Source organism: Clostridia bacterium (assembly GCA_026414765.1).
GTDB lineage: Bacteria > Bacillota > Clostridia > Acetivibrionales > DSM-27016 > SKW86.
Genome location: JAOAIJ010000027.1, coordinates 1 through 25,657, shown reverse-complemented (window position 1 = coordinate 25,657; position 25,657 = coordinate 1). Strand labels below are relative to the sequence as shown.

At 36.4% G+C, this 25,657-nt stretch carries 21 protein-coding genes, 1 tRNA gene and 1 other RNA gene; 2 read left to right on the top strand and 21 right to left on the bottom strand.

The features are described 5' to 3' along the window. Positions 1-7: 7 nt before the first annotated feature. From N3I35_11210 to N3I35_11130, 17 genes are all read right to left on the bottom strand, one after another. A complete protein-coding gene (locus N3I35_11210) occupies positions 8-1,297 on the bottom strand; it encodes a dihydroorotase (protein ID MCX8130652.1) in 1,290 nt (429 codons plus the stop codon). After that, complete coding sequence (locus tag N3I35_11205) at positions 1,281-2,219, bottom strand: aspartate carbamoyltransferase catalytic subunit (GenBank protein MCX8130651.1); 939 nt, start codon at positions 2,217-2,219, stop codon at positions 1,281-1,283. The genes N3I35_11210 and N3I35_11205 overlap by 17 nt, the downstream gene beginning before the upstream one ends. Before the next feature lie 267 nt (positions 2,220-2,486). Next, positions 2,487-3,035: a bifunctional pyr operon transcriptional regulator/uracil phosphoribosyltransferase PyrR gene (gene pyrR, locus N3I35_11200; protein MCX8130650.1), complete on the bottom strand. Its 549-nt coding sequence runs from the start codon at positions 3,033-3,035 to the stop codon at positions 2,487-2,489. Positions 3,036-3,223: 188 nt separating this feature from the next. Then, a complete protein-coding gene (locus N3I35_11195) occupies positions 3,224-4,150 on the bottom strand; it encodes an RluA family pseudouridine synthase (protein MCX8130649.1) in 927 nt (308 codons plus the stop codon). A 5-nt stretch (positions 4,151-4,155) separates the two neighbouring features. Further along, positions 4,156-4,626, bottom strand: coding sequence for a signal peptidase II (gene lspA / locus N3I35_11190; GenBank protein ID MCX8130648.1), 471 nt, complete (start codon positions 4,624-4,626; stop codon positions 4,156-4,158). Positions 4,627-4,771: 145 nt separating this feature from the next. Further along, on the bottom strand, positions 4,772-6,454 hold the full coding sequence (locus tag N3I35_11185; GenBank protein ID MCX8130647.1) for a peptide ABC transporter substrate-binding protein: 1,683 nt from the start codon (positions 6,452-6,454) through the stop codon (positions 4,772-4,774). A gap of 31 nt (positions 6,455-6,485) precedes the next feature. Further along, complete coding sequence (gene pgeF / locus N3I35_11180) at positions 6,486-7,325, bottom strand: peptidoglycan editing factor PgeF (GenBank protein MCX8130646.1); 840 nt, start codon at positions 7,323-7,325, stop codon at positions 6,486-6,488. 145 nt (positions 7,326-7,470) lie between these two features. Then, positions 7,471-7,734, bottom strand: coding sequence for a stage V sporulation protein S (locus tag N3I35_11175; protein MCX8130645.1), 264 nt, complete (start codon positions 7,732-7,734; stop codon positions 7,471-7,473). A gap of 113 nt (positions 7,735-7,847) precedes the next feature. Continuing rightward, on the bottom strand, positions 7,848-8,627 hold the full coding sequence (locus N3I35_11170; protein ID MCX8130644.1) for a TIGR00282 family metallophosphoesterase: 780 nt from the start codon (positions 8,625-8,627) through the stop codon (positions 7,848-7,850). 158 nt (positions 8,628-8,785) lie between these two features. Further along, a complete protein-coding gene (rny, locus tag N3I35_11165) occupies positions 8,786-10,360 on the bottom strand; it encodes a ribonuclease Y (GenBank protein ID MCX8130643.1) in 1,575 nt (524 codons plus the stop codon). A 449-nt stretch (positions 10,361-10,809) separates the two neighbouring features. Next, complete coding sequence (locus N3I35_11160; GenBank protein MCX8130642.1) at positions 10,810-11,496, bottom strand: ATPase; 687 nt, start codon at positions 11,494-11,496, stop codon at positions 10,810-10,812. A 14-nt stretch (positions 11,497-11,510) separates the two neighbouring features. Further along, positions 11,511-12,365, bottom strand: coding sequence for a bifunctional methylenetetrahydrofolate dehydrogenase/methenyltetrahydrofolate cyclohydrolase FolD (gene folD / locus N3I35_11155; GenBank protein ID MCX8130641.1), 855 nt, complete (start codon positions 12,363-12,365; stop codon positions 11,511-11,513). An 86-nt stretch (positions 12,366-12,451) separates the two neighbouring features. Then, on the bottom strand, positions 12,452-14,431 hold the full coding sequence (locus N3I35_11150; protein ID MCX8130640.1) for a YgiQ family radical SAM protein: 1,980 nt from the start codon (positions 14,429-14,431) through the stop codon (positions 12,452-12,454). 212 nt (positions 14,432-14,643) lie between these two features. Then, positions 14,644-16,473 carry a tetratricopeptide repeat protein gene (locus tag N3I35_11145; GenBank protein MCX8130639.1) on the bottom strand — a complete coding sequence of 610 codons (1,830 nt, stop codon included), beginning with the start codon at positions 16,471-16,473 and terminating at the stop codon, positions 14,644-14,646. A gap of 159 nt (positions 16,474-16,632) precedes the next feature. Further along, positions 16,633-19,083 carry a DNA translocase FtsK gene (locus tag N3I35_11140; GenBank protein MCX8130638.1) on the bottom strand — a complete coding sequence of 817 codons (2,451 nt, stop codon included), beginning with the start codon at positions 19,081-19,083 and terminating at the stop codon, positions 16,633-16,635. Positions 19,084-19,272: 189 nt separating this feature from the next. Beyond that, positions 19,273-19,488, bottom strand: a complete 216-nt coding sequence (locus N3I35_11135; protein ID MCX8130637.1) for a YlzJ-like family protein — start codon at positions 19,486-19,488, stop codon at positions 19,273-19,275. Continuing rightward, a complete protein-coding gene (locus tag N3I35_11130) occupies positions 19,485-20,243 on the bottom strand; it encodes an ATP-dependent Clp protease proteolytic subunit (GenBank protein MCX8130636.1) in 759 nt (252 codons plus the stop codon). Before N3I35_11130 ends, N3I35_11135 begins: the two co-directional genes overlap by 4 nt. Before the next feature lie 332 nt (positions 20,244-20,575). Here N3I35_11130 and N3I35_11125 point away from each other — a divergent pair, with 332 nt between their 5' ends. Continuing rightward, a complete protein-coding gene (locus N3I35_11125) occupies positions 20,576-22,609 on the top strand; it encodes a methyl-accepting chemotaxis protein (GenBank protein ID MCX8130635.1) in 2,034 nt (677 codons plus the stop codon). A gap of 41 nt (positions 22,610-22,650) precedes the next feature. On the opposite strand, the gene rnpB is transcribed toward N3I35_11125, so the two are convergent. The 3 genes from rnpB to N3I35_11110 all read right to left on the bottom strand — a co-directional run bounded on the left by rnpB (position 22,651) and on the right by N3I35_11110 (position 25,044). Beyond that, positions 22,651-23,082, bottom strand: an RNA gene (rnpB, locus tag N3I35_11120) — RNase P RNA component class A. 50 nt (positions 23,083-23,132) lie between these two features. Beyond that, positions 23,133-24,239 carry a Nif3-like dinuclear metal center hexameric protein gene (locus N3I35_11115; protein ID MCX8130634.1) on the bottom strand — a complete coding sequence of 369 codons (1,107 nt, stop codon included), beginning with the start codon at positions 24,237-24,239 and terminating at the stop codon, positions 23,133-23,135. A 106-nt stretch (positions 24,240-24,345) separates the two neighbouring features. After that, entirely contained in the window at positions 24,346-25,044 is a 699-nt protein-coding gene (locus N3I35_11110; protein ID MCX8130633.1) for a class I SAM-dependent methyltransferase, read from the bottom strand. 266 nt (positions 25,045-25,310) lie between these two features. On the opposite strand from N3I35_11110, the gene N3I35_11105 reads away from it, so the two are divergent. Continuing rightward, positions 25,311-25,505: a hypothetical protein gene (locus tag N3I35_11105; GenBank protein MCX8130632.1), complete on the top strand. Its 195-nt coding sequence runs from the start codon at positions 25,311-25,313 to the stop codon at positions 25,503-25,505. 15 nt (positions 25,506-25,520) lie between these two features. Here the strand turns inward: N3I35_11105 and N3I35_11100 are convergent. Continuing rightward, positions 25,521-25,597, bottom strand: a tRNA-Ile gene (locus N3I35_11100). Positions 25,598-25,657: the final 60 nt, after the last annotated feature.

Genomic DNA, 25,657 nt, shown 5'->3' with positions numbered 1-25,657 from the left:
CAACTCCTTATAATAACACTTTTTCACGTACTACTACTTTTCCATTTACAATTGTACAATTTACTGTACCCTTCAACTTAAAACCGTCAAACGGTGAGTTTTTACTTTTTGATTGAAACTTTTCTATATCAACGACATATTCTTCTTCAGTGTCAATTATTGCAATATCTGCACTTCTTCCTACGTCTATAGACCCTTTATTCAATCCTAATATTTTTGAAGGGTTTACACACATTTTTTCTACCAGCTGTTCCATTGTCAAATGTCCAGGTTGTACAAGGTACGTAATTGCCAGCGGCAGTGCTGTTTCAAAACCAACAATTCCGTTTGCAGCAACGCTGAATTCAACACGTTTTTCGTCTATATGATGAGGAGCATGATCTGTCGCAATTATGTCTATGGTACCATCTTTCAAGCCCTCTATAATTGCTTCTACATCTTTTTTTGTCCTGAGAGGAGGATTAACCTTTGCAAATGTATTAAAATCTGTACAGGCCTCTTCAGTAAGTGTAAAATAGTGCGGACAGGTTTCTGCCGTTACTTTGACTCCGCGTTTTTTGGCGTTTCTGATCAAATCAACAGAAAGCTCTGTACTTACATGTGCTATATGGATTGGTGTCTTTGTATATTCAGCAATGATCAGGTCCCTGGATACCATTATTTCTTCCGCTGCTGAAGGTATTCCTTTTAGTCCCAAAACCGTGGATTGATATCCTTCGTTCATCACACCGTCTTCTGCCAGCTCCATATCTTCACAGTGAGATATTACAGTCATGTCAAACATTGAGGCATACATAAGTGCTTTCTTCATCAATGAAGGATTTCTTACAGGCTTACCATCATCAGAGATTGCAACCGCTCCTGCAAATTTCAACTCTCCTATTTCCGATAATTCCTCACCCTTTTGCCCTTTAGAAATAGCTCCTATAGGGTAAACATTAACTATACCTTCATGTTTGCCTTTATTTATTAAGTACCTTACTACACTCTGGTTGTCTATAACAGGATTTGTATTAGGCATACAGGCTATTGAAGTAAAACCACCCATTGCTGCACTCCTTGTTCCTGTTTCTATATCTTCCTTATACTCATATCCTGGATCTCTCAAATGACAATGTGCATCCACTAGTCCGGGTATAACATACTTTCCTGAAGCATCAATAAGATCGCAAGTTGGCGTTACTTCAATATCATTATCTATTTCAACTACTTTGCCGTTCTCAATGACTATATCGTATTTTCCATTTCTGCCGGATTTAGTGTCTATAACATGTCCATTCTTAATTATTATTCTCACTGATACCCCTCCTAGTCAAAAGATACAAGAGCGCCATTCTTACAGCTACACCGTTCATAACCTGTTCATTTATGACAGATTGGTCACAATCAACTACACTGCTTGAAAGCTCAAGCCCTCTGTTTACAGGTCCTGGATGCATTAGAAGCGCATCTTCCTTTGCAAATTTAAGTCTCTTGTCATCCAGACCGAAAAACCTTGCATATTCTCTCGCAGTAGGAAATAATCCCTTCTTTTGCCTTTCGAGCTGGATTCGTAAACCCATTACCACATCAGCATCAATCAAAGCTTCCTGTATTGTGCTGTACACCTTTACGCCTGTTTGTTCTATGCCTGGAGGCATTAGTGTAGACGGACCTGCAACACTGACTTCTGCACCCATTTTCAGCATACCCCAGATGTTACTTCTTGCTACCCTACTGTGGAATATATCTCCAATAATAGCTATTTTAAGCCCTTTGAGACTGCCTTTCTTTTCAACTATTGTAAACATGTCCAAAAGAGCCTGTGTAGGATGCTCGTTCATCCCGTCTCCCGCATTAATAACAGAAGCATTTACATGCTTTGCCAGTAAATGAGGTGCTCCGGACATCGGATGCCTGATAATTATTACATCCGTACCCATCATATCTATTGTCTTTCCGGTATCTATAAGTGTTTCTCCCTTTGAAACGCTACTGCTTGAAGCAGAGATATTTGCCGCGCTTGCACTCATGTACTTTGATGCAAGTTCAAATGATAGTCTTGTCCTAGTACTATTTTCATAGAAAAGAGTAATTATGGACTTTCCCTGTAAATGCGGCGTTTTTTTATTATTTGCCGTTAAAATATACTTCATCGTTTTTGCAGTATTCAGAATATGATCGATTTCTTCTGCTGTGATATCTTTCAGTCCAAGCAGGTCTTTTGACTTTAGCATCACTTTTACCCCACCCCTGTCATCTTAATTAAGAGTTATTTTTCTTTAGATATAAACTATCAATAAGTCACTGGTATATAAAACCATATTTCCCTATATATTAAAAAAATAGCAAGGACACTTACTCCTTACTATTCACAAATTTATTAATTAACTTAAAAGAGAAAATGAATAACGAGTAATTATCCGAATAATACTTACAACTATTAATTTTCAGGATTTTCATTTCTCTTTTCATAGTGATTATCCTCTCATTTTACAGTCTTTGTACTATATTTCCTTCTCCATATCGCTTATGGTTACAGCGTTTATACCGTCTATATCCTTTACTTTTACATTAATAACTTCATTTCTTGCAGTAGGAACATTCTTACCGATATAGTCCGGTCTTATTGGAAGTTCTCTGTGTCCTCTGTCAATGATTATAGCAAGCTGTATCATTTTAGGCCTTCCGATATCCATTATTGCATCTATCGCAGCTCTTGTCGTTCTGCCGGTAAATATGACATCATCTACAAGAATAACTTTTTTTCCTGTCACAGGAAAGTCAATCTCAGTACCGTTTATTATCGGATGCTCCGACAACATGCTCAAATCATCTCTGTAGAGTGTAATATCCAGTATGCCCACAGGTACGGTAGCACCTTCCACTTCCTTTATCTTCTCTGCTATCATCTTTGCGAGAGGGACTCCACGTCTCTGTATTCCTATTAATATAACATCATTGATACCTTTATTTTTTTCTATTATTTCATGGGATATTCTTGTTATGGCTCTCATCATGCCACTTTCGTCCATAATTTCTGCTTTTTCTATCATCATGGTACACCCCATTTCAAATTAATAAAGCTTCCCGCCAGATAGCAAGAAGCTTGTATACGCTCAAAAATGATTTATCATACTCAATTAGACAAACTGAATAGATTTCATTAAACGTTATTGCACCCTTGCAGCCTCTCTGGACTTTTTAAAAGGTATATTTTTATTTCTTATTAATATTATCACAATCACTTATCTTTGTCCATAGGTTTTCTTAAATCTTCTAAAAGGTTCTGAAAATAGCCCGGTATGGGTGCTTCAAACTCCAAATACTTTTTACTTACAGGATGTTCAAACCCTAATATCTTCGCATGAAGAGCCTGTCCGTCTATGTTTAGTTTCTGCTTTTTCTTACCGTATACTTTGTCCCCTGTTACAGGGTGCCCTATATATGACATATGAACTCTTATCTGATGAGTTCTTCCGGTTTCCAATGTCACTTCAATAAGTGTTGCATCTTTGAATCTTTCCAACACCTTGAAGTAAGTGACTGCCCTACGCCCGTTTTTTGTATTTACACACATCTCTTTTCTTTCTACAGGGTGCCTTCCTATGGGAGCATCAATTTTTCCTGATTCTTCCCTTATAATACCATCAACTATTGCAACATAGACACGCTTTATATCATGGATTTTCAGTTTTTCGGATAATCTTTCATGTGCCAAGTTATTTTTCGCAATCACCAATACCCCAGAAGTATCCTTATCAATACGATGTACTATTCCCGGACGTATAACCCCGTTTATATCAGACAAACCCTCTTTGCAATATTCCATTAGTGCATTTACAAGAGTGCCTGTGTGATTGCCTGCTGCCGGGTGTACAACCATACCTTTGGGTTTATTTACAACAATAATATCTTCATCTTCATATACAATATCAAGATCGATTTTTTCCGGCTTAACGTCCAGCTTCTCCGGTTTTGGAATATTAACCGATATTTCATCGTTAATTTTTACTTTATAATTTGTTTTTATGTCTTTCCCATTCACTTTTACAAATCCATCATCTATGAGCTTCTGTACATATGTCCGCGAATGATTTTCAAGCTTTACCGAAAGCCAGGCGTCTATCCTCATGTTCTCTTGATCGGAAAATAGTTTTAAGTCATCCATTGCTTTTATTCCGCCTCTATCTTTTCTTCATTATTATCCTTGTGCAAAAAGATCAGGTAATATCCCAGTAAAAAAGTACCTACAACTATAAAGCAATCTGCAATATTAAAAATCGGGAATATGTATGATCCGAAATGAAACTCTAAAAAGTCCACTACACTCACTCTGAACAACCTGTCAATATAATTTCCGATTGCACCGCCAATTATAAAAGAAATTGAAATATTCAGGAGCTTGTTTTTTGACTTGGTCAAATAAAAGCCCAATACAGCTAGAATTATCGGTGTAATAATCAGAAAAAAATATCTTCCGTTTTGAAGGATGCTCCAGGCTGCTCCTTTATTCCTTACATATGTCAGGTAGAAGAAGTTTTCTATCACCGCATTTGATACTCCCAGGCCTATGTTGTTTATTACCAGAAATTTGCTTAATTGATCTAAAATCAATGCAATAATTATTATAATTATCCAAATCATTAATAAAACTCTCCCTGTAGTTTATAGTCAAGCGATATCATGCAAATTATACATTCATATACTTTATTTTGTAAAGCTAAATTTGTTTTAAAGCGTATACTCCCAAGTTTATCAGGCTATCACACTGTTTTTCAGACAGATTTGCTTATTTTTTATGTGTATTCGCAATATACCACTCTGATATTCCGTTAAACCTATCCCAGATAGACGGGCTTATCTCTCCTTTTACTCTTTTACTGAAAAGAGCTGCGTTATTATAAAAGAATAATCCTAAATAAGGCATGTCATCCATTATTATACCCTTCATTTGTGTGAACAATAATTTCCTCCTGTTTTCATCGCTTTCAGTACCTATTTGTTCAAGTAATCGATCTACAGTTGTATTTTTGTATCCCGATATATTAAAGCCGCCAGAAGCCTCAGCTGATGAATATGCAAAAGAAATATCCGGTACTGAACTTACCCTGTACCCCAATAAAACCATATCATACCTTTTTGATCTTATTTGTTTGAATTCATCTTCCCATTTTATTTTCCGAATACTGAGATTTATTCCTATTTCTTTTAGTTGTGCGCTTATTTCATCTGCTATTTTACTTCTGTTTATATTATAGTCGTTAACCATCAGCTCTAGATTTAAATACCGCTTGACTCCTTTTATAGTTTTGAATAACCCGCCCTCGTCTTCCTCCCAGCCACCCTGTATCAGCATTTCCTTAGCTTTTGCCTTATTACTGTTATAGGTTATGATACTTGTATCATATAGCCATGTATTTGGCATCACAGGAATTTCCGAAACTACAGCCTGACCTGCAAGATAATCATTGATTATCTTTGAACGATCTATCGCATACGCAATTGCCTGTCGTACGAGCTTATCCGACAGTATTGGATTTTCCAGATTATAAGCTATAAACTCATAATTCTTACTGATAAACTTGCGAAGCGACAAATCCGGCCTGCCGCTGTACTTGCCGAAATCTCCCGATTGGATGAAAGCAACATCAATATCATTTATTTGCAAAGCATTTATTTCATCTTTACCGCTCCCATAAATCCTCACATCAATTTCACCGATATAAGGAGAATTACTTTCATTTGAATCCTCTTTTTCTTCCAAGCCCCACCATTTATTATTTTCAATAAGCTTGATAATATTTGGATCATTTGATTTCACAAACTTGTAAGGGCCTGTTCCCACAGGCTCCGTGTTTCCTCTTGCGTCAAGCTTTGTGACATCCTCACCCATGAAGTAGTGTCTCGGTATGATTGGGAATGTCATGGTCTCAGCCGTAAAAGAATTTGGCTTTCTTAAGAATATTTTAAAATTGTTTTTGTCTACAGCTGTAAACAATGAAATATTTTGAGTATTTTTTTTATATATATTATTTATTTTGCTGTTTTGAATAGTTTCAAGAGTAAATTTTACATCATCCGCAGTTACAGGCATATTGTTGTGCCACATTGCATTTTCGCGGATATGAAAGGTCCACACCAACCCGTCAGGCGATACCTCCCACCTGTCTGCCAATGCGCTTACCGGCCTTTGGTCTTTTCCCAGTTTTACCATTCCCTCAAAAACCAACCCTAAAAAACTATGAACGTAAAGGTTATTTGTAAGAATGGGATTCAGAATATCAGGTTTTGTACTGAAGAGCTTAAGAACTCCCCCTTTTACCGGCCCCTGATCCATTACATCATAATCATTTTCCGCAGATATTTTTTGGTTTTTCTGCTCTTCTTCATTCTTATATTCGCCATATATTGAACATGAAGTCATAAATATAGAAATCGTAATAATAATTGAAATAAACTTCAATTTATGCATTTTTTCACCTTTTTTCAAAACAAAGATATTTTTATTTCAGCTGCATTATAGCAGCCATACTACCGGTTTTCCCACAGTCTCCTCTGTGTGAAAAGAAAACATCCTTATTGCATTTGGTACACACATTCGAACTTACAATGTTATTTTTATTGATACCTGTGTTTATTAATGACTTGTGAATAATTGACTGTAAATCTATATGCCACTTATCGGTACCTGTTTTGTGACAGAATTCATAACTCCAGGGTAATTTTTCAGAAAACTCACTGATTACTTCCTCTCCTACCTCAAAACAACATTTTCCTATAGAGGGTCCGATAGCAACTTCAATATCGTTTATACTGCTTGCGTATTCTTCTTCCATTCTTCTTATAGTAACTGAAGCAATTTCTTTTACTGTTCCTCTCCATCCCGAATGCGATTCAGCTATCACTCTTTTAACAGGATCAAAAAACAGAAGCGGTACACAGTCTGCATAAAAAGTAACTATAGCAACTTCATTAATATTTGTAACCAAGCCGTCGTAGCCTATTATGTCGCTGCTCCTTATTATTCCCTTTCCTCTATCACTTTCACAGACTACCTTGACCTTACTGTCATGAACCTGATTTGAAAACACCATATGCTCATAATTTATTTCTAAAGTCTCAGCAACCCTTTTATAATTTTCCAGTACATTTTCTCTTATATCATTTCTGTTAAATCCTAGATTCATAGTCCGGCACTCGCCCGTACTAACTCCGCCAAACCTTGTTGTAAAACCGTGTATAAGAATATCCTCATACTTCTTCAGGTTTTTGAACTGAATTAGTACTACACCGTTTTTTTCCTTAAAGCTTATTTTTTCATTATCATTAATTCTGTCTAACAAAGCTTACCTCCAATATTTACGAGTCTCTACTATAGTATAATATAAAACTATAATAAAAAAAAGGCATATAAAAATGTGTATAATCACACTTTCTATGCCTTATTTACCATTATATATCTTCCGTTTATATGAATTTTTATAATTCCTACCTTCTTGGCTCAACAATCAATTTGATTGCAGTTCTTTCCTCACCATCAATCTGTATATCGGTAAAAGCCGGTATACAAATCAGCTCAAGCCCTGATGGAGCAACAAAACCACGTGCTATAGCAACTGCTTTTACTGCCTGGTTTAATGCTCCTGCACCTATTGCTTGAATCTCGGCAGTTCCTCTCTCTCTTATTACCCCTGCTAAAGCTCCTGCAATGGAATTTGGATTGGATTTTGCTGAGACTTTTAACACATCCATAATACAACCCCCTAACTTAATATGGATATATTATTCTACAAAAATTTAGAAAATCCTTCTTTTTAGTTAAATTTTAGCAAAAAAAACTTTATTAGGATAAATATTAAAGTAAACTAGTCCAGGATTTTGGTAATTCTTTCAATTTTTATAGTTTTACCTGTCTTTTCATCAACTTCCAAAGCTACCGCGTTAAATTGCACTACACCTTTTGCAACTTCAAATTTTACAGGCATATGCTTCAAGAACTTCTCAAGAATAATATCTTTATCAACACCGATTATTCCTTCATATGGACCCGTCATACCCACGTCTGTTATATAAGCCGTTCCGCAGGGAAATATTCTTTCGTCGGCCGTTTGTACATGGGTGTGAGTTCCTAATACACAGCTGACTCTTCCATCCAGATACCATGCAAGTGCATTTTTTTCTGATGATGCTTCAGCATGAATATCCACCAGTACTACTTTTGTAAAGCTCTTTAAATATTCCAATTCCCTGTCTGCCGCCTTGAAAGGACAGTCAATGTTATCCATATATACTCTTCCAAGTAGATTCAGTATTCCTATTTTACCTTTTTCATTGCTGAGTATTGCTGAACCTCTTCCTGGTAAATCCTGTGGGTAATTCGCTGGTCTCACTAATTTTCCGTCAGTTTCTATAAAGTTCAATATTTCACTTTTTGCCCATACATGGTTACCCATCGTTATACCATCTATACCTAATTTATAAATCTCCTGCGCTACTACATAGGTTATTCCTCTTCCACCTGCAGAATTCTCGCAATTTGCGATACAAAAATCAATCGACATGCTTTTTTTCAGTTGGGGAATAATTTCCTTTGCAGCTTTTCTTCCCGGATTGCCAACAATGTCACCAATAAATAAAATATTCAATACCTGTCCTCCATTCATATGCTACATACATCTTTGTCTTATGACCTGACCTATGCGTATTATATAATAAAAGCGTGCTGACATTCAATAATGTTAGCACGCTTTTATCAATTTTACTTTATTAAGCTTCAAAACCTGAATAAACTTTTTGCGACACTCTATTTAGCATACTCAATTGCTCTAGTTTCTCTGATTACGTTTACCTTTATCTGACCGGGATATTCAAGCTCGCTTTCGATCATTTTTACTATTTCACGAGCTTTCATTATAATCTCATCGTCAGCTACATCTTCAGGTTTAACTATAATCCTGATTTCTCTACCAGCCTGAATTGCATACGATTTTTCTACCCCTGGGAAGGAGTTTGCAATCTCTTCAAGCTTTTCAATACGCTTAATGTAGGATTCAAGTGTTTCTCTTCGTGCACCAGGTCTGGCAGCTGAAATAGAGTCAGCAGCCTGTACAAGTACTGCAACAATTGATGACGCTTCTACATCACCATGATGAGCCATTATGGCATTTATCACTTCATTGCTTTCCTTATACTTTTTAGCAAGATCTCCACCTATAGTGACATGCGAACCTTCAACTTCATGGTCAACAGCCTTACCTATATCATGCAGTAAACCGGCCCTTTTTGCGATCATTACATCTGCACCTAACTCTGCAGCCATCAATCCAGCAAGATGCGAAACTTCTATTGAGTGATTCAATACATTTTGCCCATAGCTAGTCCTAAACTTCAACTTACCTATAAGTCTTATAAGCTCAGGATGTAGTCCATGTACTCCTGTTTCAAATGTAGCATGATCGCCTTCTTGCCTTATTGTGTTTTCTACTTCCTTCTTAGCTTTTTCAACCATTTCTTCGATCCTTGCCGGATGAATTCTTCCGTCAATTATCAATTTTTCAAGTGTTATTCTTGCAACTTCTCTTCTTATTGGATCAAATCCAGAAAGTATAACAGCTTCCGGAGTATCATCAATAATCAGATCAATTCCGGTGAGAGTTTCCAAAGTTCTTATATTCCTACCCTCACGACCTATTATTCTCCCTTTCATTTCATCATTTGGAAGAGGAACAACAGAAACAGTAGCTTCAGATACATGATCTGCTGCACATTTCTGAATTGCGGTTGCAATAATATCACGGGCTTTTCTGTCTGCTTCTTCTTTGGTTCTGGTCTCAATTTCCTTGATAAGAATCGCTGCTTCGTGTTTTACTTCATTTTCAATATTTCTTAACAAATATTCCTTTGCATCTTCAACAGAGAGTCCGGATATTCTCTCGAGCTCTTCCATTTGTTTCTTGTAAAGCTCATTGATCTTATCCTGCATAGCTTGAGTTTCCTTGCTTTTCTTGCTAAGTACTTCTTCTTTTTGTTCAAGAGACTCCATCTTTTTGTCCAGAGTTTCTTCCTTCTGTACCAATCTTCTTTCATTTCTCTGGATTTCATTACGTCTGTCCTTGATTTCCCTGTCAAGCTCTACTCTACTCCTGTGGATTTCTTCTTTTGCTTCAAGAAGTACCTCTCTCTTTTTGCCTTCGCCTATTTTCTGCGCTTCACTAATTATTCTGACCTTCTCCTGTTCTGCACTTCCAATCTCGGCTTCAGCCTTTTTCTTTCTGAATTCGATACCCTTATTAAACATTATTTTTGAAGCAATAATTACACTAATTACTGCAATACCAATACCTATCAGTAATCCGCCTACAAAAGTAATAGCACACACCTCCTCGATATTCAGTTTTCAATGCTCAGTCCTGCCATTTTTATTATTGTAGGAAAAGATAATAATATTAAACTATATATCCTGGTTCAAAAAAATTTTCCCATTATAGAAATTATACCCAACTTAGCGATAAATAACGCGTAAAAAAATATAGACATTACACTCCATCTCCAAATAGATCTCTATCCGATTTATCCGGTCGGACAGCGTGAAATCTATAAATCCCCTGGTATAACCTTCTTTTGAAAACCCAAGAAAGTAAAATATATTATCATTGTATGATGAACATATTGATAAACAACCGCTAAATTGACATAAACTGTTGTTCAATCGAAATATTCTAGCAACTCAAAGCCAAAACTACTATAAAAAACTATTCCGAACTTTAGAGTTGTTTGACTATCACTTACGTCCACTCAGCATAATTTTAAACTTTTTTAAATTTTATGTCAAGAATCATTTGTAATACGGCTTACTCCATCCTTCATTTCTATCCTATACCATTTATCTGCAATTTCACTCAGATGTCTGTTGTGGGTAACCATTATTACCTGTCTTCCAAACATGGTACTTACTTGTTTCAGAAATTCAGCCACTTGAGTAATGTATTCATCGCTTACGTGTTTAGCTGGTTCATCCAAAATGACCGGACCTTTAATATCAAGATTGCTGCATTGGAGCATAGCTATCCTGACAGCTAGGGAAATAATATCAATTACCCCACCTCCCCTTGCTTCCTGGGGTTTTGTCCTGATAGCGTCACCATTTATATTACTTACTACATAGAATTCTGCTTCCGGTCTGCCTCTTACTTCTTCAATTTCAATTTTAAATTCAAGGTTTGAATCAAATATATACTGAAGACAGTTTGTAACTAATGCTTCTATTTGCTGTCTCGATTGCTCTCTTGCATATTCGGATACTTTTTGAAGTAAAATACGTACTTTTTCAAGAGTATCTATATTTTCCAGTATTTTTTGAAGCGAAGTCTCCAGTTTGCTTTTTTGCTCCTGAAGCTGTTCCTTTTTCCCACTTTCATTATAATAGTATACCTTTACTTTTTCATATTTTTCCTTCAAGCTTCTAATTCTATCCTGAAAGGATGTAATATCATGCATTTGAGTCGAATATTCCATTATAATACACTTCTTTACACTTTACTTTGTAATCTTGCAGCTTTCACAGTGTTTTTGAGAAGAATAGCTCTTGTCATAGGCCCAACACCGCCTGTAACACGTGTTATTGCTGATGCTTTTTCCGAAACGGTTGAAAATTCTACATCCCCTACAAGTTTATTATTCTCGAGCCTGCTAACGCCTACATCGATCACTACTGCACCGGGTTTAACTGCATTTGCCTTTACTATCTCTGCCTTACCTACTGCAACTACCAATATATCCGCCCTGCGGCATACCTCATCAAGGTCTTTAGTTCTTGAATGGCATACGGTTACTGTTCCGTTTTTATTCAATAACATAATAGCCTGAGGCTTTCCTACAATATTGCTCCTGCCTACTACTACACATTCCTTTCCACTTATCTCGATATTATGTTCCTCCAGAAGCTCTATTACTCCCGCTGGAGTACAAGGCAGAAAATCTGGTTTTCCGATCATGAGCTTTCCTACGTTTACAGGGTGGAAACAGTCTGCATCCTTTAAAGGGTTTATTGCGAATATTACGTTATCCTCGTTGATGTGTGGGGGTAGCGGACTTTGTACCAGAATACCGTTAACCTTAGGATCTTTGTTTAGCCTTTCTATCAAATTTATAAGCTCTTCTTCCGTTGTTTCTTCTGCCAAAGCATACTCAAAGGACTGAATCCCCACCTCTTCACAATCCTTTTTCTTAAAATCAACGTATAGCCTGGAAGCCGGGTCATTTCCCACTATAACAACAGCCAATCCTGTATTAACTCCATTCTGTTTTAGTTGTCCGACCTCTTCCTTTAAGCTTTCTTTGATCTTCTTTGCTAAATCCGTACCACTTAATACTTTAGCGCCCATTATGTATCAAACCTTTCTGAAATTAATATTTAAAATCATATTATCTTTATATGATTTCTCCTTCACCAAGCAATCTTAATTTTATTTTAATACCTTTCTCTTGTCAATTTTTTCATTTTTGAAGAACTTTTATTTTTAGTCTTATTACTCTGTTTTTCCGGTTTATTTTTACAATTTTTCTGAAGTTTTCTTCTATCCCCTGTTTTTAGTTCGGTTTTTCTCTCTTCTGCACGCCTTATTACCCTTCTCGGTCTTAAAAGTGTTTTGGGACCGAATCCTATCAGATCATCCCTCCCGGCGATTTTCAGAGCCTCGTATACAAGGTTGTAGTTTTCAGGCTTCCGATATTGCAGCAAAGCTCTTTGCATTTCTTTTTCCCTTGTTGATTTCGGTACATAGACCTTCTTCATATCTCTAGGGTCCAAGCCTGTATAGAACATACAAGTAGACAAGGTTCCCGGCGTAGGATAAAAATCCTGTACCTGCTCAGGCATATACCCCAAATCCCTCAGATATTCCGCAAGCTCTATTGCAGCTTTCAAATCACTTCCCGGATGGCTTGATATCATATACGGTACGAGATACTGTTCTTTGTGCAGCTTTTTGTTTATTTCATAAAATTTCTTTACAAACCTGTCATAGACCTTTCTGCCCGGCTTTCCCATCTTTTCAAGTACTCTGTCTGCTATATGTTCCGGTGCAACCTTTAGTTGCCCACTAACATGATGTTCACAAAGTTCAGTAAAAAAGTCATCATTTTTGTCCAGCATTAGATAGTCATATCTTATGCCTGATCTGATAAATACCTTTTTTACTTCAGGAAGTTCCCTTAATTTTCTTAAGAGGCTTAAGTATTCAGTATGGTCAACAATCAGGTTTTTACACGGTTCAGGATGCAGACACTGTTTTCCCTTACATACACCGCTTTTCACCTGCTTTTTACATGCTGCATGTCTAAAATTAGCTGTCGGACCGCCTATATCGTGAATATATCCTTTAAAGCCGGGCAACCATGTAAGCTTCCTGGCTTCATTCAATATGGATTCCTGACTTCTGCTTTGTATAACACGTCCCTGATGAAAGTTGAGAGCACAAAAGGAACAACCGCCATAACAACCCCTATGACTTGTTATGCTGAACTCTACTTCCCTAATGGCAGGTATACCTCCATCTTTTTCGTACATTGGATGATAAGTCCTTTCATAAGGCAAAGCATACACTCTGTCCATTTCCTTTACACTCATGGAGAAGACAGGCGGATTCTGCACCAGATATCTGTCTCCATGTTTCTGTATCAGTGTTTTACCTGTCATTGCATCCTGTTCATCGTATTGAATTTTAAAAGCCTCTGCATATTTTTCCCTGCTTTCCGACACCTCTTCAAATGAAGGTAGAAGTATATTTCCTTCTGATATACCGTTTTTGATTGCATATGCCACTTCCTCCGGTATTTTGTCAATCCCTGCCAAGTAGCAGGTCCCTCTGATACTCCGCATTTCACTTACAGGCACACCCTGCTTAAGTAACTTTGCTATTTCCAATATGGATTTTTCACCCATGCCGTATAAAAGTAAATCAGCTTTAGAATCTTGAAGAATCGACCTTCTGACTCTGTTATCCCAGTAATCATAATGGGCAAATCTCCTGAGACTTGCTTCAATTCCTCCAATTAATACAGGTATATCCTTAAAAGCTTCTCTCACTTTATTTGCATAAGAAATTACAGCTCTATCAGGGCGGTAGCCTGCTTTTCCTCCAGGTGAATAAACATCGCTGCTTCTAGTTTTTTTGCTGGCTGTATAATGGTTTACCATGGAATCAATTACTCCAGAAGATATAAGTGCAGCGTATTTAGGTCGTCCTAACGTCATAAAGTCATTAACATTTCTCCAATTTGGTTGGGGAATTATTCCTACCCTGAATCCTTCACTTTCCAATAATCTAGTAATTATAGCATGACCAAAACTTGGATGGTCAACATATGCGTCTCCGCTAATATATAGAAAGTCGAGTTCATCCCAACCCCTTTTTTGCATATCATCCTTTGTAACCGGTAAAAAACTCATTTATAGCACTCCAATCATAATACACAATTTTAGAATACAAGCGTAAAGCGTAAAACAATATAAATATACCTATCTTTGTCGGTATATTTATATTTCGCAATATTAGTAATTTTAACACAAAATGCTACAAAATAAACAAAAATACTAAGATTCCCGTTTTTTCATACCGAATCTTAGTATTTTTCATTTACGCTAATATCATCTCCTACTTTCTAAGAAACCAATTCCAGAAACTCATTTTTACCTTTCAAGCTTTCAAATGCTTTGTTTTCTTTTGCTTCACTTTTTATACCCGGATTCAGTTCAATAGCCTTTTTCAGATTATCAATAGCAATATCATGTTTTTTCAATAAAGAATATGCAATAGAAATATTATAAAACAAATCACTTTCCGAAGGCTTTATCTTTATGGCATCTTTATACACTTCTACAGCGTCATCGTACTTCTTTATTTCGATTAATGCCGCACCCAAATGATAATTTATTTCAAATTCGTCCGGCTTTATTTCAAGCGCATTTCTATAAGCTTCTACAGCCTCTGAGTATCTTCCCATTTCTGACAGTGTTATTCCCATATTGTAAAAAAGACTGTATTCCTCAGGATTCTTATTCAAACCTTTTACATATATATCAAGCGCTTCAAGATGTCTTCCCATAGTAGAAAGTATTATTCCAAGGTTATTATATGCATCAATAAAGTCAACTTTTATATCTATTACCTTCTTAAATGCGGTTATAGCCTCATCCTGCATTCCTGTCTCATCTAATGCCACAGCAAGGTTATAATAGCTTTTATAGCTATCAGGTTTGATCTCTATTGACTTTTTGAAATACTCTATAGCCTTTTCTTTTTCTCCTGTTCTGTAATATGAGGTACCAATGCTGTAATATGCTTTATAGTCTTCAGGAGCCAGTTTTATCAGCTTATGAAATATTGCTATTGAATCAGAATGTCTTCCTACTTTTGCAAATACCTGCCCCATAAGTTCACAGGTTTCCTTGCATGACGGCTTAATCCTGTGCGCTTCCTGCAATTCGATTATTGCTTCATCATAATTCCTGATTTCGTTGTAAAGCTTACCTATTACATAATGAACCCTGTAATTGTTACTGTCGCCTTCTACCACTTTTTTATAAAAATCTATTGCTTCATTTATCTTATTAAGTGAAATCAATGCTCTGGCTATGTTTTCATTTGCGTCTTCAAGCCCTGGATTGATATCAAGAGCTTTTTTGTATGAATCTATTGCCTGTTCAAATTTATTAAGCTTAAACTGTGCATTACCGAGATTATAATACACCATATATTCTTCATATCTTATTTCTGATTCCGATTTTGCGCTTCCGGCCTCTCTTTTGTTTTTATCTGCTGTCCGCCAGTCACCGGATGCATCCGTTCCTTTTATTAAGTTCTCATTAATATCAAGTACTTTCTTATAGCTATTTACCGCATCAGAATAATTCCCTTTCAAGTAGCATATATTGGCTAAATTATAGTGCAAACCCGGATTGCTGCTTATCAGCTTAATCAGAGTATTGTATATTTCATATGCATTTTCATAATCTTTATTGTTTATATATAATTGAGCCTGTGTAAGACTTTTTTTTGTATTTCTCAGGATATCGTCCTTATTAAGTGAAATGTCGTTCATTAGATCAGGTATCTGGCGTTCTTTAATGATAGGATTTATATACCTTTTATCGGTATTTATATTTTGATCCGGCAAAAGCTCTCTCGGTACAGCTTCTATAAAACCTTCAAATATACCATGGCTTCTTATCTTGTTTACCATTTTTCTATAATCATAAATAAAAAACATAGCCGGTATGATAATTCCCATTAATATAAATGTAGCCTCTATATAGTATGTTTTTAGTACGTCTATGTCATTAATAAAGCTGAAAACCGCCAGAGTTGTGGAAAAAATCTGAAAACAAAGAAATATGAGAACAAGTGGCTTTCTTCGTAAATAAAGCCGGTAGGCCATATATCCGATGAGTAATATCATCATCAATATGGTAAATGCTACAATAATCGACATACAACCCCTCCATTATAAATAGACAGTAGGAACTTGACAAGTAGAAATAAAATTGAGAAAAAACTGAAATAAATTGTTTGTCATCTGTAATCATCATAGCTGTATAAGTAAATGCATTATAAATATAACCCAGGTCATATTTATAATGCATCTGTATGCTTACTGATTGTTTGCCATTTGCATTTCCTGCCATTGCAGCCTGGTCATCAGTACCTGTCTGGGTTTGCTTCCCTCATATCCTCCTACTACTCCTCTTTCCTCCATCTGATCTATAATTCTTGCAGCTCTTGCATATCCCACTTTGAATTTCCTTTGAATAAGTGAAACTGAAGCCTGGCCAGACTCAACAACAAGTTCAATAGCTTGAGGTAAAAGTTCGTCGTTATCACCCGGATCTTTTTCTTCGGGAACGTTTTCACTGTTTATTTCTTCTATAATATTTTCGTCATATTCTGCATTTCCAAGAGACTTTATATGCTCTACTACATTCTCTACTTCCTTTTCAGTTACAAATGCCCCTTTAACCCTTATCGGTTTTGGTTCCCCAACAGGATAAAAAAGCATATCCCCTTTTCCCAACAACTTTTCAGCCCCTGCCATGTCGAGAATCGTTCTTGAATCTACCTGGGATGTAACTGCAAAAGAAATCCTGGATGGAATATTAGCCTTTATAATACCTGTTATGACATCCACAGAAGGCCTCTGTGTTGCTATAACAAGGTGCATTCCTGCAGCTCTTGCCATCTGTGCAAGCCTGCAAATAGCATCCTCTACATCATTCGGTGCAACCATCATCAAGTCTGCAAGCTCGTCGATAATAATGACAATCTGCGGCAATCCTCCCATTTCTCCGGAAGCTCTGAGCATAGCATTGTATCCTTTTATATCTCTTACACCTTTTTCCGCAAATAACTTATATCTGTTTACCATTTCCTGTACAGCCCAGTTTAAAGCACCTGCAGCTTTTCTCGGGTCGGTTACTACAGGAATCAGAAGATGAGGTATCCCATTATAAACTCCAAGCTCAACAACTTTTGGGTCTACCATAAGAAGCTTCACTTCATCAGGGGATGCTTTGTAGAGCAAGCTTATTATAAGGCTGTTTATGCATACACTTTTTCCTGCACCAGTTGCACCTGCAATCAATAAATGTGGCATTTTTGCTATATCAGCGACAATGTTTTCTCCTGATATATCCTTACCAACGGCAAACGCAAGCTTTGACTGGAATTTGGAAAACTCATCGGACTCTATTACCTCTCTAAGGAAAACAGGTGTCACTTCTTTGTTAGGAACTTCTATACCTATAGCTGCTTTTCCGGGTATAGGAGCTTCTATTCTTACCCCTGATGCAGCAAGATTTAGAGATATATCATCCGAGAGGTTAACTATTTTACTGACCTTTACACCAGGACTTGGCTGTAGTTCATACCTTGTGACAGCAGGTCCACGGCTGATATTTATAACTTTTGCTTCCACCCCAAAGCTCTTTAGCGTATCTTCCAGTTTACGTGCTCCTTCAAGCGCACTGCTTTTTAATGCCTTCAAATCCTGTCCGTCAGCGGAATTCTCACTCAGCAGTTCAAAAGGAGGATAATTATATTCACTATTATGAATATGGTTATGTTGGGCAACTTCCTTTTCAATCAGCTTTTCACTTACAGGGGGCTGTGCAGCTTCCTTCTTCCCATCATAAATATTTATTGACGCTTCTATTTTTGGTGCTGCTGCCTTTTCTTTTATCTTATTGATTTCTACCGCAGTACTCTCTTTCAAATCCTTCATTATAAACTCGATAGGTTCAATTTCTGTCTGATTATCCTCTTTTTCTACTTTTCCGGATTTATTGCCTGTTTTTTCTTTTAGTTCCCTTGAAGTTTTTTCAATTTTGAAATCTATAACGTTAGAAACCGGCTTGAACTGCAAACTCAAATCATCTTCATCGCCGACAATCTCCATCTCTTCCTCATATTTATTATCTTCTTTCCTTCTTTCAGCTGCTTCCTTCAACGTAGTTACAGATTTCCTAAATATTTTTACAAAAAGTCCTTTTATATTCCTTATAAAGTTTGCTATGGATATGTTGGTTAATAAAATTATATCTATAATCGAAAGAGTAGTGAGTATAATGATAGTGCCCAATACCTGGAACATCATCAAAAAAGGTGCACTTATCAATCCTCCCAGAATTCCTCCACCGCTCAAGCTCAGACCACTGTCGTAAAACTTATATATGCTTCTCACAGGAGTCAGATTTTCATAATCCTTTTCACTATAAAATCCTGTGTGAATCATTGATGATATGATCACTATTAGAATAATTGAATATAGTACCCTAAGATTAAAATTCCTGCTGTTCTTTTTAAATATGATAAAAAATGCGTAAACGATTATCAATACAGGTAATACATAAGCAGGAATACCTATAAAACCCAGAAGAAGCTCTTTTATAAACCTTCCAAACATTCCTACCGAATTTTTATAGTAGAAGCTTAGTGATACAAGTACACCAAAAGTTAGCACCAGTATCCCTATAATTTCCTGGTTGTATTGAACAAAACCGCTTTCCTTTCGCTTATATCTCTTCTTTTGTGTTTTTTTCGCCTTCACTCTAAGACCCCCGAAAAAAGGCTGAGGATTCTTAGTTTGCTATCCTTAGCCCTAATCTAGTTTCAGCATTAAATATATCATATTTCATATATATTTACTATAGTATTTTATACTCAGTAAAGTATTCTTTTGTACTCTTACAGCATCATGTTATACAAACTTGTCTTTTTGCCTATATAGCGTACTCCTTTATTTTTCAATTACGGTTCCAGGCTGAAGTTTCGGATTCAGATAAGCTTTAGGTGAGGTGCTTATAAGCCTGTTTATCATGTACCTGTTGTTTTCTAACGGAGAAACCTGTATTTTCTCACCCAGATAATCCATTTCTACATAACTGTTTTCTATAGAATTATTGTAGCCATTTCCCATCACCACATCAATAGGGATCACAGAGTGAAATATCACTGAAGATTACCTCCCGGCTCCTTATTTAGTTTGTTTTCTCTTTCTATTTTTATCATCTCGTAAAGCTTGTTCAATGCTTCCGACAAACCTCCAACTTCGTCTATAAGACCATTTCTTACCGCTTCTTCACCAAACAGTACCGTACCTACATCATTAGCCAATTCCCCTGTTTTCAACATCAGATCTCTGAATTTTTCTCTTGAGATTTTTGAATTCTTTGAAACAAATTGTACAACTCTGTCCTGCATTTTATCAAAGTACTCATATGTCTGTGGCACTCCGATAATCATACCATTCAACCTCAGAGGATGTATTGTCATCGTTGCTGATGGCGCTATAAACGAATAATTTGTTGAGACTGCCATAGGCACTCCTATGCTGTGTCCACCGCCTAAAACAAGTGAAACATTCGGTTTTGCCATGCTTGCCACCATTTCGGCTATGGCAAGACCTGCTTCTACATCTCCTCCTACCGTATTCAGTATCAGAAGTAGTCCGTCAATATCCTGATTTTCTTCTATAGCTACCAACTGAGGTATTACATGTTCATATTTTGTAGTCTTGTTTTGAGGCGGTAGTATAATATGCCCTTCTATCTGTCCGATTATCGTCAGACAGTGGATATTCCCCCTTGGGTTTGTTATTGCTGCTGTTCCCGTATCTTTAATGTTTTCAATATCTTTGCATTTTTCTTTCTCTTCACAGGCTTCTTCAATTGATGCCCTTCCAAATGTTACTTTGTTTTGTTGATTCAATTAATCACATCCTTATTTTATGCAGAATAAATATGCCTGTAGTCATCTATTAATTATTCATATTCAAGCTTAGTATTTATTTTTTGAATACAAAATATTACTTGCTGCTTTCTTTTTCTTTTAAACCTGTGTATTATATAAAAATAGTGTTGTATATTGTTATGTTATGTAATTTTGAGGTTTCTATTGTCTTTTTTTGGATATTGAGATATAATATTTATTGTAATTTTTCATTTCAATTTTGGGTAACGATCAAAAAGCTTTATTTTTTCTATTTTGCTTCTATAGCCAATATCAAGCATAACATCAATATTTAGGGGGGCAGCCAGCTTATGGAATCTATTTTCAAAGTACGTAGTGATAGCATGCTTTCAGGATTATTCAAAGGTATCGGTTTAAAAATAATTATCCTTTTGTCTTTGATTTTATTACTTATTTCATTTATAAGCGGTTTCATTTATGTTTCAAATGGCACAAGGGCACTAGAGAACAATGTCAAGCAATTTCTTCAAGAAAGGGTTACTGACAATGCCTATTTGCTTGAGAAAGAAGTTAGTAGTATTAAAACTTCTGTTGAGGGTGTAGCTTTTAGGAGTGAAATACAGTCTATGGTCTGGGACGAACAGTTGCCTGTTCTAAAACAGGAAGTGGAGAGATTGGGGATACAAAGATTTCAGATCTTAGACCTTCAGGGAATGGCAAAATCAACAAACGGTACCACTACCGACCTTTCGGAAAGAGATTATTTCAAGCAAGCCAAGCAGGGAAAAACTGTAATCACCTCTCCTCTTATCAGTAAGATAGATAATAAGCTTGTTATGGTATGTGCTGCTCCTATTCTGTCTCCCTCAGGTGGAAACATAGTCGGCGTGATTACCGCGACTCTTGAACCTACAACGATTTATAATGCAATGAAGAATATAAAAATTGCAGATACCGGATATGCATACATGGTTAACGGTGCAGGTGAAATTATAGCACATCCTAAAATAGATTTTGTAATCAATAAGAAGAATTTTATTAAGGAATCAGAAAAGGATTCTTCTTATTTAGAACTTGCAAATGGTATAAAAAATATGATTGCTGGAAAGTCTGAATTTACTACTTATAAGTTTGAGGGCATTACAAAATACATGACGTATGTTCCTATAGAAGGCACTGATTGGTCGTTAGCTATGTCTGCACCAAAGGATGAATTTTTCAAGGAAATACTGTCGCTAAGAATTAAGTCTGTAGTACTTACATTGATTTTTATCATTGCAGGTATTGCTATATCAATAATTTTTGCCATATATATCAGAAAACCTCTTGGGAAAATCAATGATTATGCTTTTCAATTATCAAATTGTGATCTTTCTAAAGACTTAATAAGCACCCGCAAGGATGAATTCGGACAAACGGAAAAATCACTCAACACTGCCGTGAATACTATCCGTAAGCTTATAGAAGATTTGCAGCAGGTTTCTGAAAAATCAGAAAATCTATCAGATGTTGTTTTAACCTCTTCAAAACAGGTTGCAGCAGCGAGTGAGCAAATCTCCGTTACTATACAGGAGATAGCTTCCGGTATATCAACTCAGGCTTCCGAGGCTCAGGATTGTGTAAGCACAGCTAAAATACTATCTGATAAAATAGAAGAGATAACATTTAAATCCAGAGCTACCATAGAAAATACTTTGGCTTTACAGAAGAAAAATGAAACAGGGATAGATGTGATCAGGGAACTTGAATACAAGTTTGGGAAGAATACGGAAGCTGCTTCAAAGGTTGGCAGCAGCATTCAGGAAATCTCTCAGAAATCTAAATCAATCGTAAATATAATTTCCACTATAAGTACTATCGCAAATCAGACAAACCTGCTGGCTTTAAATGCAGCAATTGAAGCAGCCAGAGCTGGAGAAGCCGGTAAAGGTTTTGCCGTAGTGGCAGAAGAAATAAGGAAACTGGCAGATGAATCAGCAACAGCAACAAAGGAAATTTATAACATAATAAACGAAATACGAAATGTTATATCTGAAACCGATTCAACCATGAAATTTGCAGAACAGATAGTACTTGAAGCAAATGTATCACTTAATGATACAGTCCAGGTGTTTAGTGATATTAGGTCTGCATCAGACATGGTAATAAAGGAAATTGAAGCTTTAAACAACGATGTAGCTGATATAGATGCCGCAAAAGACAAGGTGTTGAATGCAATTGAGAACATATCAGCTATTACCGAAGAATCTTCAGCAGGCTCTGAGGAAATCAGTGCTTCTACAGAACAGCAAGCTGCTTCCATAGAAGAAGTTGTCGATTCGATAAACACTCTGAATACCCTGATAAGAAAGCTTTCTGAAAATATCAAAATATTCAAGATATAAAACAAAAGCACCCGTCATTAAAGCGGGTGCTTTTAATATTTAATATGAGTAAGTCTGTAAGCCGGGTTCTGTATTTGATGATCATCTATCTAGACCTTACATTTCTGCAAAGTTCAAGCCACCTACACGGGACTGGCGGGCAACCAATATGTCCCTCTACGGTGTTGCTCCAGGTGGGGTTTACATAGACCGACAAGTCGCCATGTCGCTGGTAAGCTCTTACCTCACCTTTCCACCCTTACAAACCAGTTTCCAGAGACCGGATACTTGAAACCGAAATAAAATTTCTTTTTAGCTACTCTTATTCCAGCCTCAAGTCTCCAGTCTCAAGTCTCCAGAATGCGGTATATCTCTGTTGCACTTTCCTTAAAGTCGCCTTCACCGGGAGTTACCCGGCACCCTGCCCTTTGGAGCCCGGACTTTCCTCATATACGACCTTTCGGTACTGTACATGCGATCATCTGGCTTACTCATGTTTTTATCTTTATCAGATTTATTATTTTACACTCTTATTATTTTGATGTCAACTGAATTTTATTGGGTCTTCTTCCATGTCGCTGGCAGCAACTTTTATACCTTTAAATTTATCATTTATGAGACTGACCAGCTTTGGTACAATAATTCTTTCAGTGTTATAGTGCCCGGCATCTATTACACATAAACCTTTTTCAATCATTTCTAAAGCTGTATGGTATTTTATATCGCCTGTTACCAAAATATCTGCACCCGACTTTTCTATACCGGAATACTCCTGATCAAAGCTGCCACAAAAAACAGCTACTTTTTTGATTTCCTTTTGACTGTTTCCGATTAGTCTTACATTTTCTGCATTAAGGACTTTCTTAATATGCATCAAAAACTCTTCCAGTTTCATAGGCTTACTTAGTAGGCCTACTTTTCCCAAGCCATTCTCTTTTCCCTTTCTTGCCAGCTCATATACGTCATAAGCCACTTCTTCATATGGATGTATATTTAGCATTGCATCTATAACATTGTTTAGGAGGCTTTGGGGCACAATTGTTTCCAGTCTGTATTCATCAACCTTTTCCAAAATCCCTTTTTTGCCCATATAAGGGTTGGTTCCTTCTAAAGGCTTGAAAGTTCCAGTTCCTTTTATACTGAATGAACAATCGCTGTAATTTCCAATCCAACCCGCTCCAGCATTGCACATAGCCTCTCTGACTCTTTCAATGCTATCTGCAGGTACAAATACTACTATTTTATATAGCTTTTCACTCTTATACTTATTTAGGTTTTTAACTTCCCTCAAGCCAATAATCTCAGCAAGACATTCATTTATCCCACCATCTGCCACATCAAGATTTGTATGGGCACTGTATACGCTTATATTGTTTTTTATCAGATTATATATTAATTTCCCTTTAAAATCATCCTCTGTAATTCTTTTCATTTCCTTAAATATAAGAGGATGATGGGAGACGATCAGATCAATTCCGTTACTTACTGCCTCTTCAGCAACCTTATCAGTTACATCCAGGCATACCAATACTTTTTCCACTACCTGTCTGCTACTTCCAAGAATAAGTCCTACATTATCCCAATCTTCAGCAAGATCTGGCGGAGCTAATTTTTCAAGAAAGCTTACTATGTCCTTACACTTTATTTTCATTATGTATCCTCCTAGGTATAGTCAACGCACTCCAGAATCCGTAGTTCAGCCTTAAGAGTGCGTAGAGTTTGATAAACGGCTGTCCCTATTCATTCCACTAAAAACTTTATACTAAATAACCCTGTTTAAGTTTTCTCAAATCCTTTAACAGAGCACTATAAATATCAACAACTCCCCTATTCATTTCTTTTGCATTCCGTAGCTCTTCTAATGCCCTGTCTAACTGTACAATCTTTCGTGAAATAAGAAACTTTAGTAAAGGGTCATTTTTTTCTATCAACCGTCTGCCTATATGATAATAAATATTTTCTTCAACAATAGCCTTTTCCCCTGTCCAGCGGGCACAAATTACATTATAAAGCTTTGTACCTTCTTCCGTCAGTTCCTCATCATATATTTCGAATCCGTTATCCAAAAGCATTTTTCTCACTATTTCAAGATCATTCATGGGCTGTATTACCAGATACTTTGCTTTCCTTGCCAGCTTTATTCCTCTTAGTATTATTTCCGATATAAGTGTTCCACCCATACCAGCTATAATAATAGCTTCAGCTTCTTCTTCAGCGATTGTATCCAGACCATTTCCAAGTCTGACTTCTATTTTTCCATTGAGTCCATAATGACATGTATTTTTCCGTGCTGCTTCTACCGGGCCAATCCTGACATCCGAGGCTATTACTTTTTCACATATATTTTTCTGTACCAGATAAATAGGTATATATGCATGATCCGTTCCAATATCACATGCTGTTCTACATACGGGGATTTTATCTGCTATCAGCTTAAGTCTCCCTTTTAGCTCCATTAATGCCTCCGAGTTACTTTCCTAAATTCAAATATACAGCAACTTAATAATTTTTTCATAAGTAAATGAGCATAATAATATTAATGATTAAGTTCTCAAAAGTATCATATACCAATATAGAGTTGAAAATACAGTTTGTTGAAAAACATGTTTAATATTTAACAAATTTCTTTTATTCAAAATTTGTGAGAGATAAACATATTAATGATTGTATCACAAAAAATATCCTTTGTCAGATAAAATTCCCAGTAAACAGGAGGCAAATAATGATTCAAAACTTTAGAGGTAAATATATTAAAGATATTGAAACTGCATCAGACACTATAATGCATAATTCAGATTTTACTTCAAGCATCAGACACAAAGACAAATCAAACAATTCTTTAGGTGTAATTTTTCAACAAGTCGGCAGTGATACATTTGATAACTATATAGAAAAAAAGAACAAGGAGCTTAAATAACTCCTTGTTCTTTTATGGTGGGCCTTCAGGGACTCGAACCCCGGACCAACCGGTTATGAGCCGGTTGCTCTAACCAACTGAGCTAAAGGCCCAAATGGCTCCTCAAGTAGGACTCGAACCTACGACCCTGCGGTTAACAGCCGCATGCTCTA

Excerpts from the sequence above, each read along its gene's own strand:
- N3I35_11160 (MCX8130642.1), bottom strand. The coding sequence starts at position 11,496 with ATGGAATATTCGACTCAAATGCATGATATTACATCCTTTCAGGATAGA.
- N3I35_11175 (MCX8130645.1), bottom strand. The coding sequence starts at position 7,734 with ATGGATGTGTTAAAAGTCTCAGCAAAATCCAATCCAAATTCCATTGCA.
- N3I35_11150 (MCX8130640.1), bottom strand. The coding sequence starts at position 14,431 with ATGAGTTTTTTACCGGTTACAAAGGATGATATGCAAAAAAGGGGTTGG.
- N3I35_11110 (MCX8130633.1), bottom strand. The coding sequence starts at position 25,044 with ATGGAGCTAAAAGGGAGACTTAAGCTGATAGCAGATAAAATCCCCGTA.
- folD (MCX8130641.1), bottom strand. The coding sequence starts at position 12,365 with ATGGGCGCTAAAGTATTAAGTGGTACGGATTTAGCAAAGAAGATCAAA.
- lspA (MCX8130648.1), bottom strand. The coding sequence starts at position 4,626 with ATGATTTGGATAATTATAATAATTATTGCATTGATTTTAGATCAATTA.
- pyrR (MCX8130650.1), bottom strand. The coding sequence starts at position 3,035 with ATGATAGAAAAAGCAGAAATTATGGACGAAAGTGGCATGATGAGAGCC.
- N3I35_11125 (MCX8130635.1), top strand. The coding sequence starts at position 20,576 with ATGGAATCTATTTTCAAAGTACGTAGTGATAGCATGCTTTCAGGATTA.
- N3I35_11195 (MCX8130649.1), bottom strand. The coding sequence starts at position 4,150 with ATGGATGACTTAAAACTATTTTCCGATCAAGAGAACATGAGGATAGAC.
- N3I35_11115 (MCX8130634.1), bottom strand. The coding sequence starts at position 24,239 with ATGAAAATAAAGTGTAAGGACATAGTAAGCTTTCTTGAAAAATTAGCT.
- N3I35_11105 (MCX8130632.1), top strand. The coding sequence starts at position 25,311 with ATGATTCAAAACTTTAGAGGTAAATATATTAAAGATATTGAAACTGCA.
- N3I35_11185 (MCX8130647.1), bottom strand. The coding sequence starts at position 6,454 with ATGCATAAATTGAAGTTTATTTCAATTATTATTACGATTTCTATATTT.
- N3I35_11145 (MCX8130639.1), bottom strand. The coding sequence starts at position 16,473 with ATGTCGATTATTGTAGCATTTACCATATTGATGATGATATTACTCATC.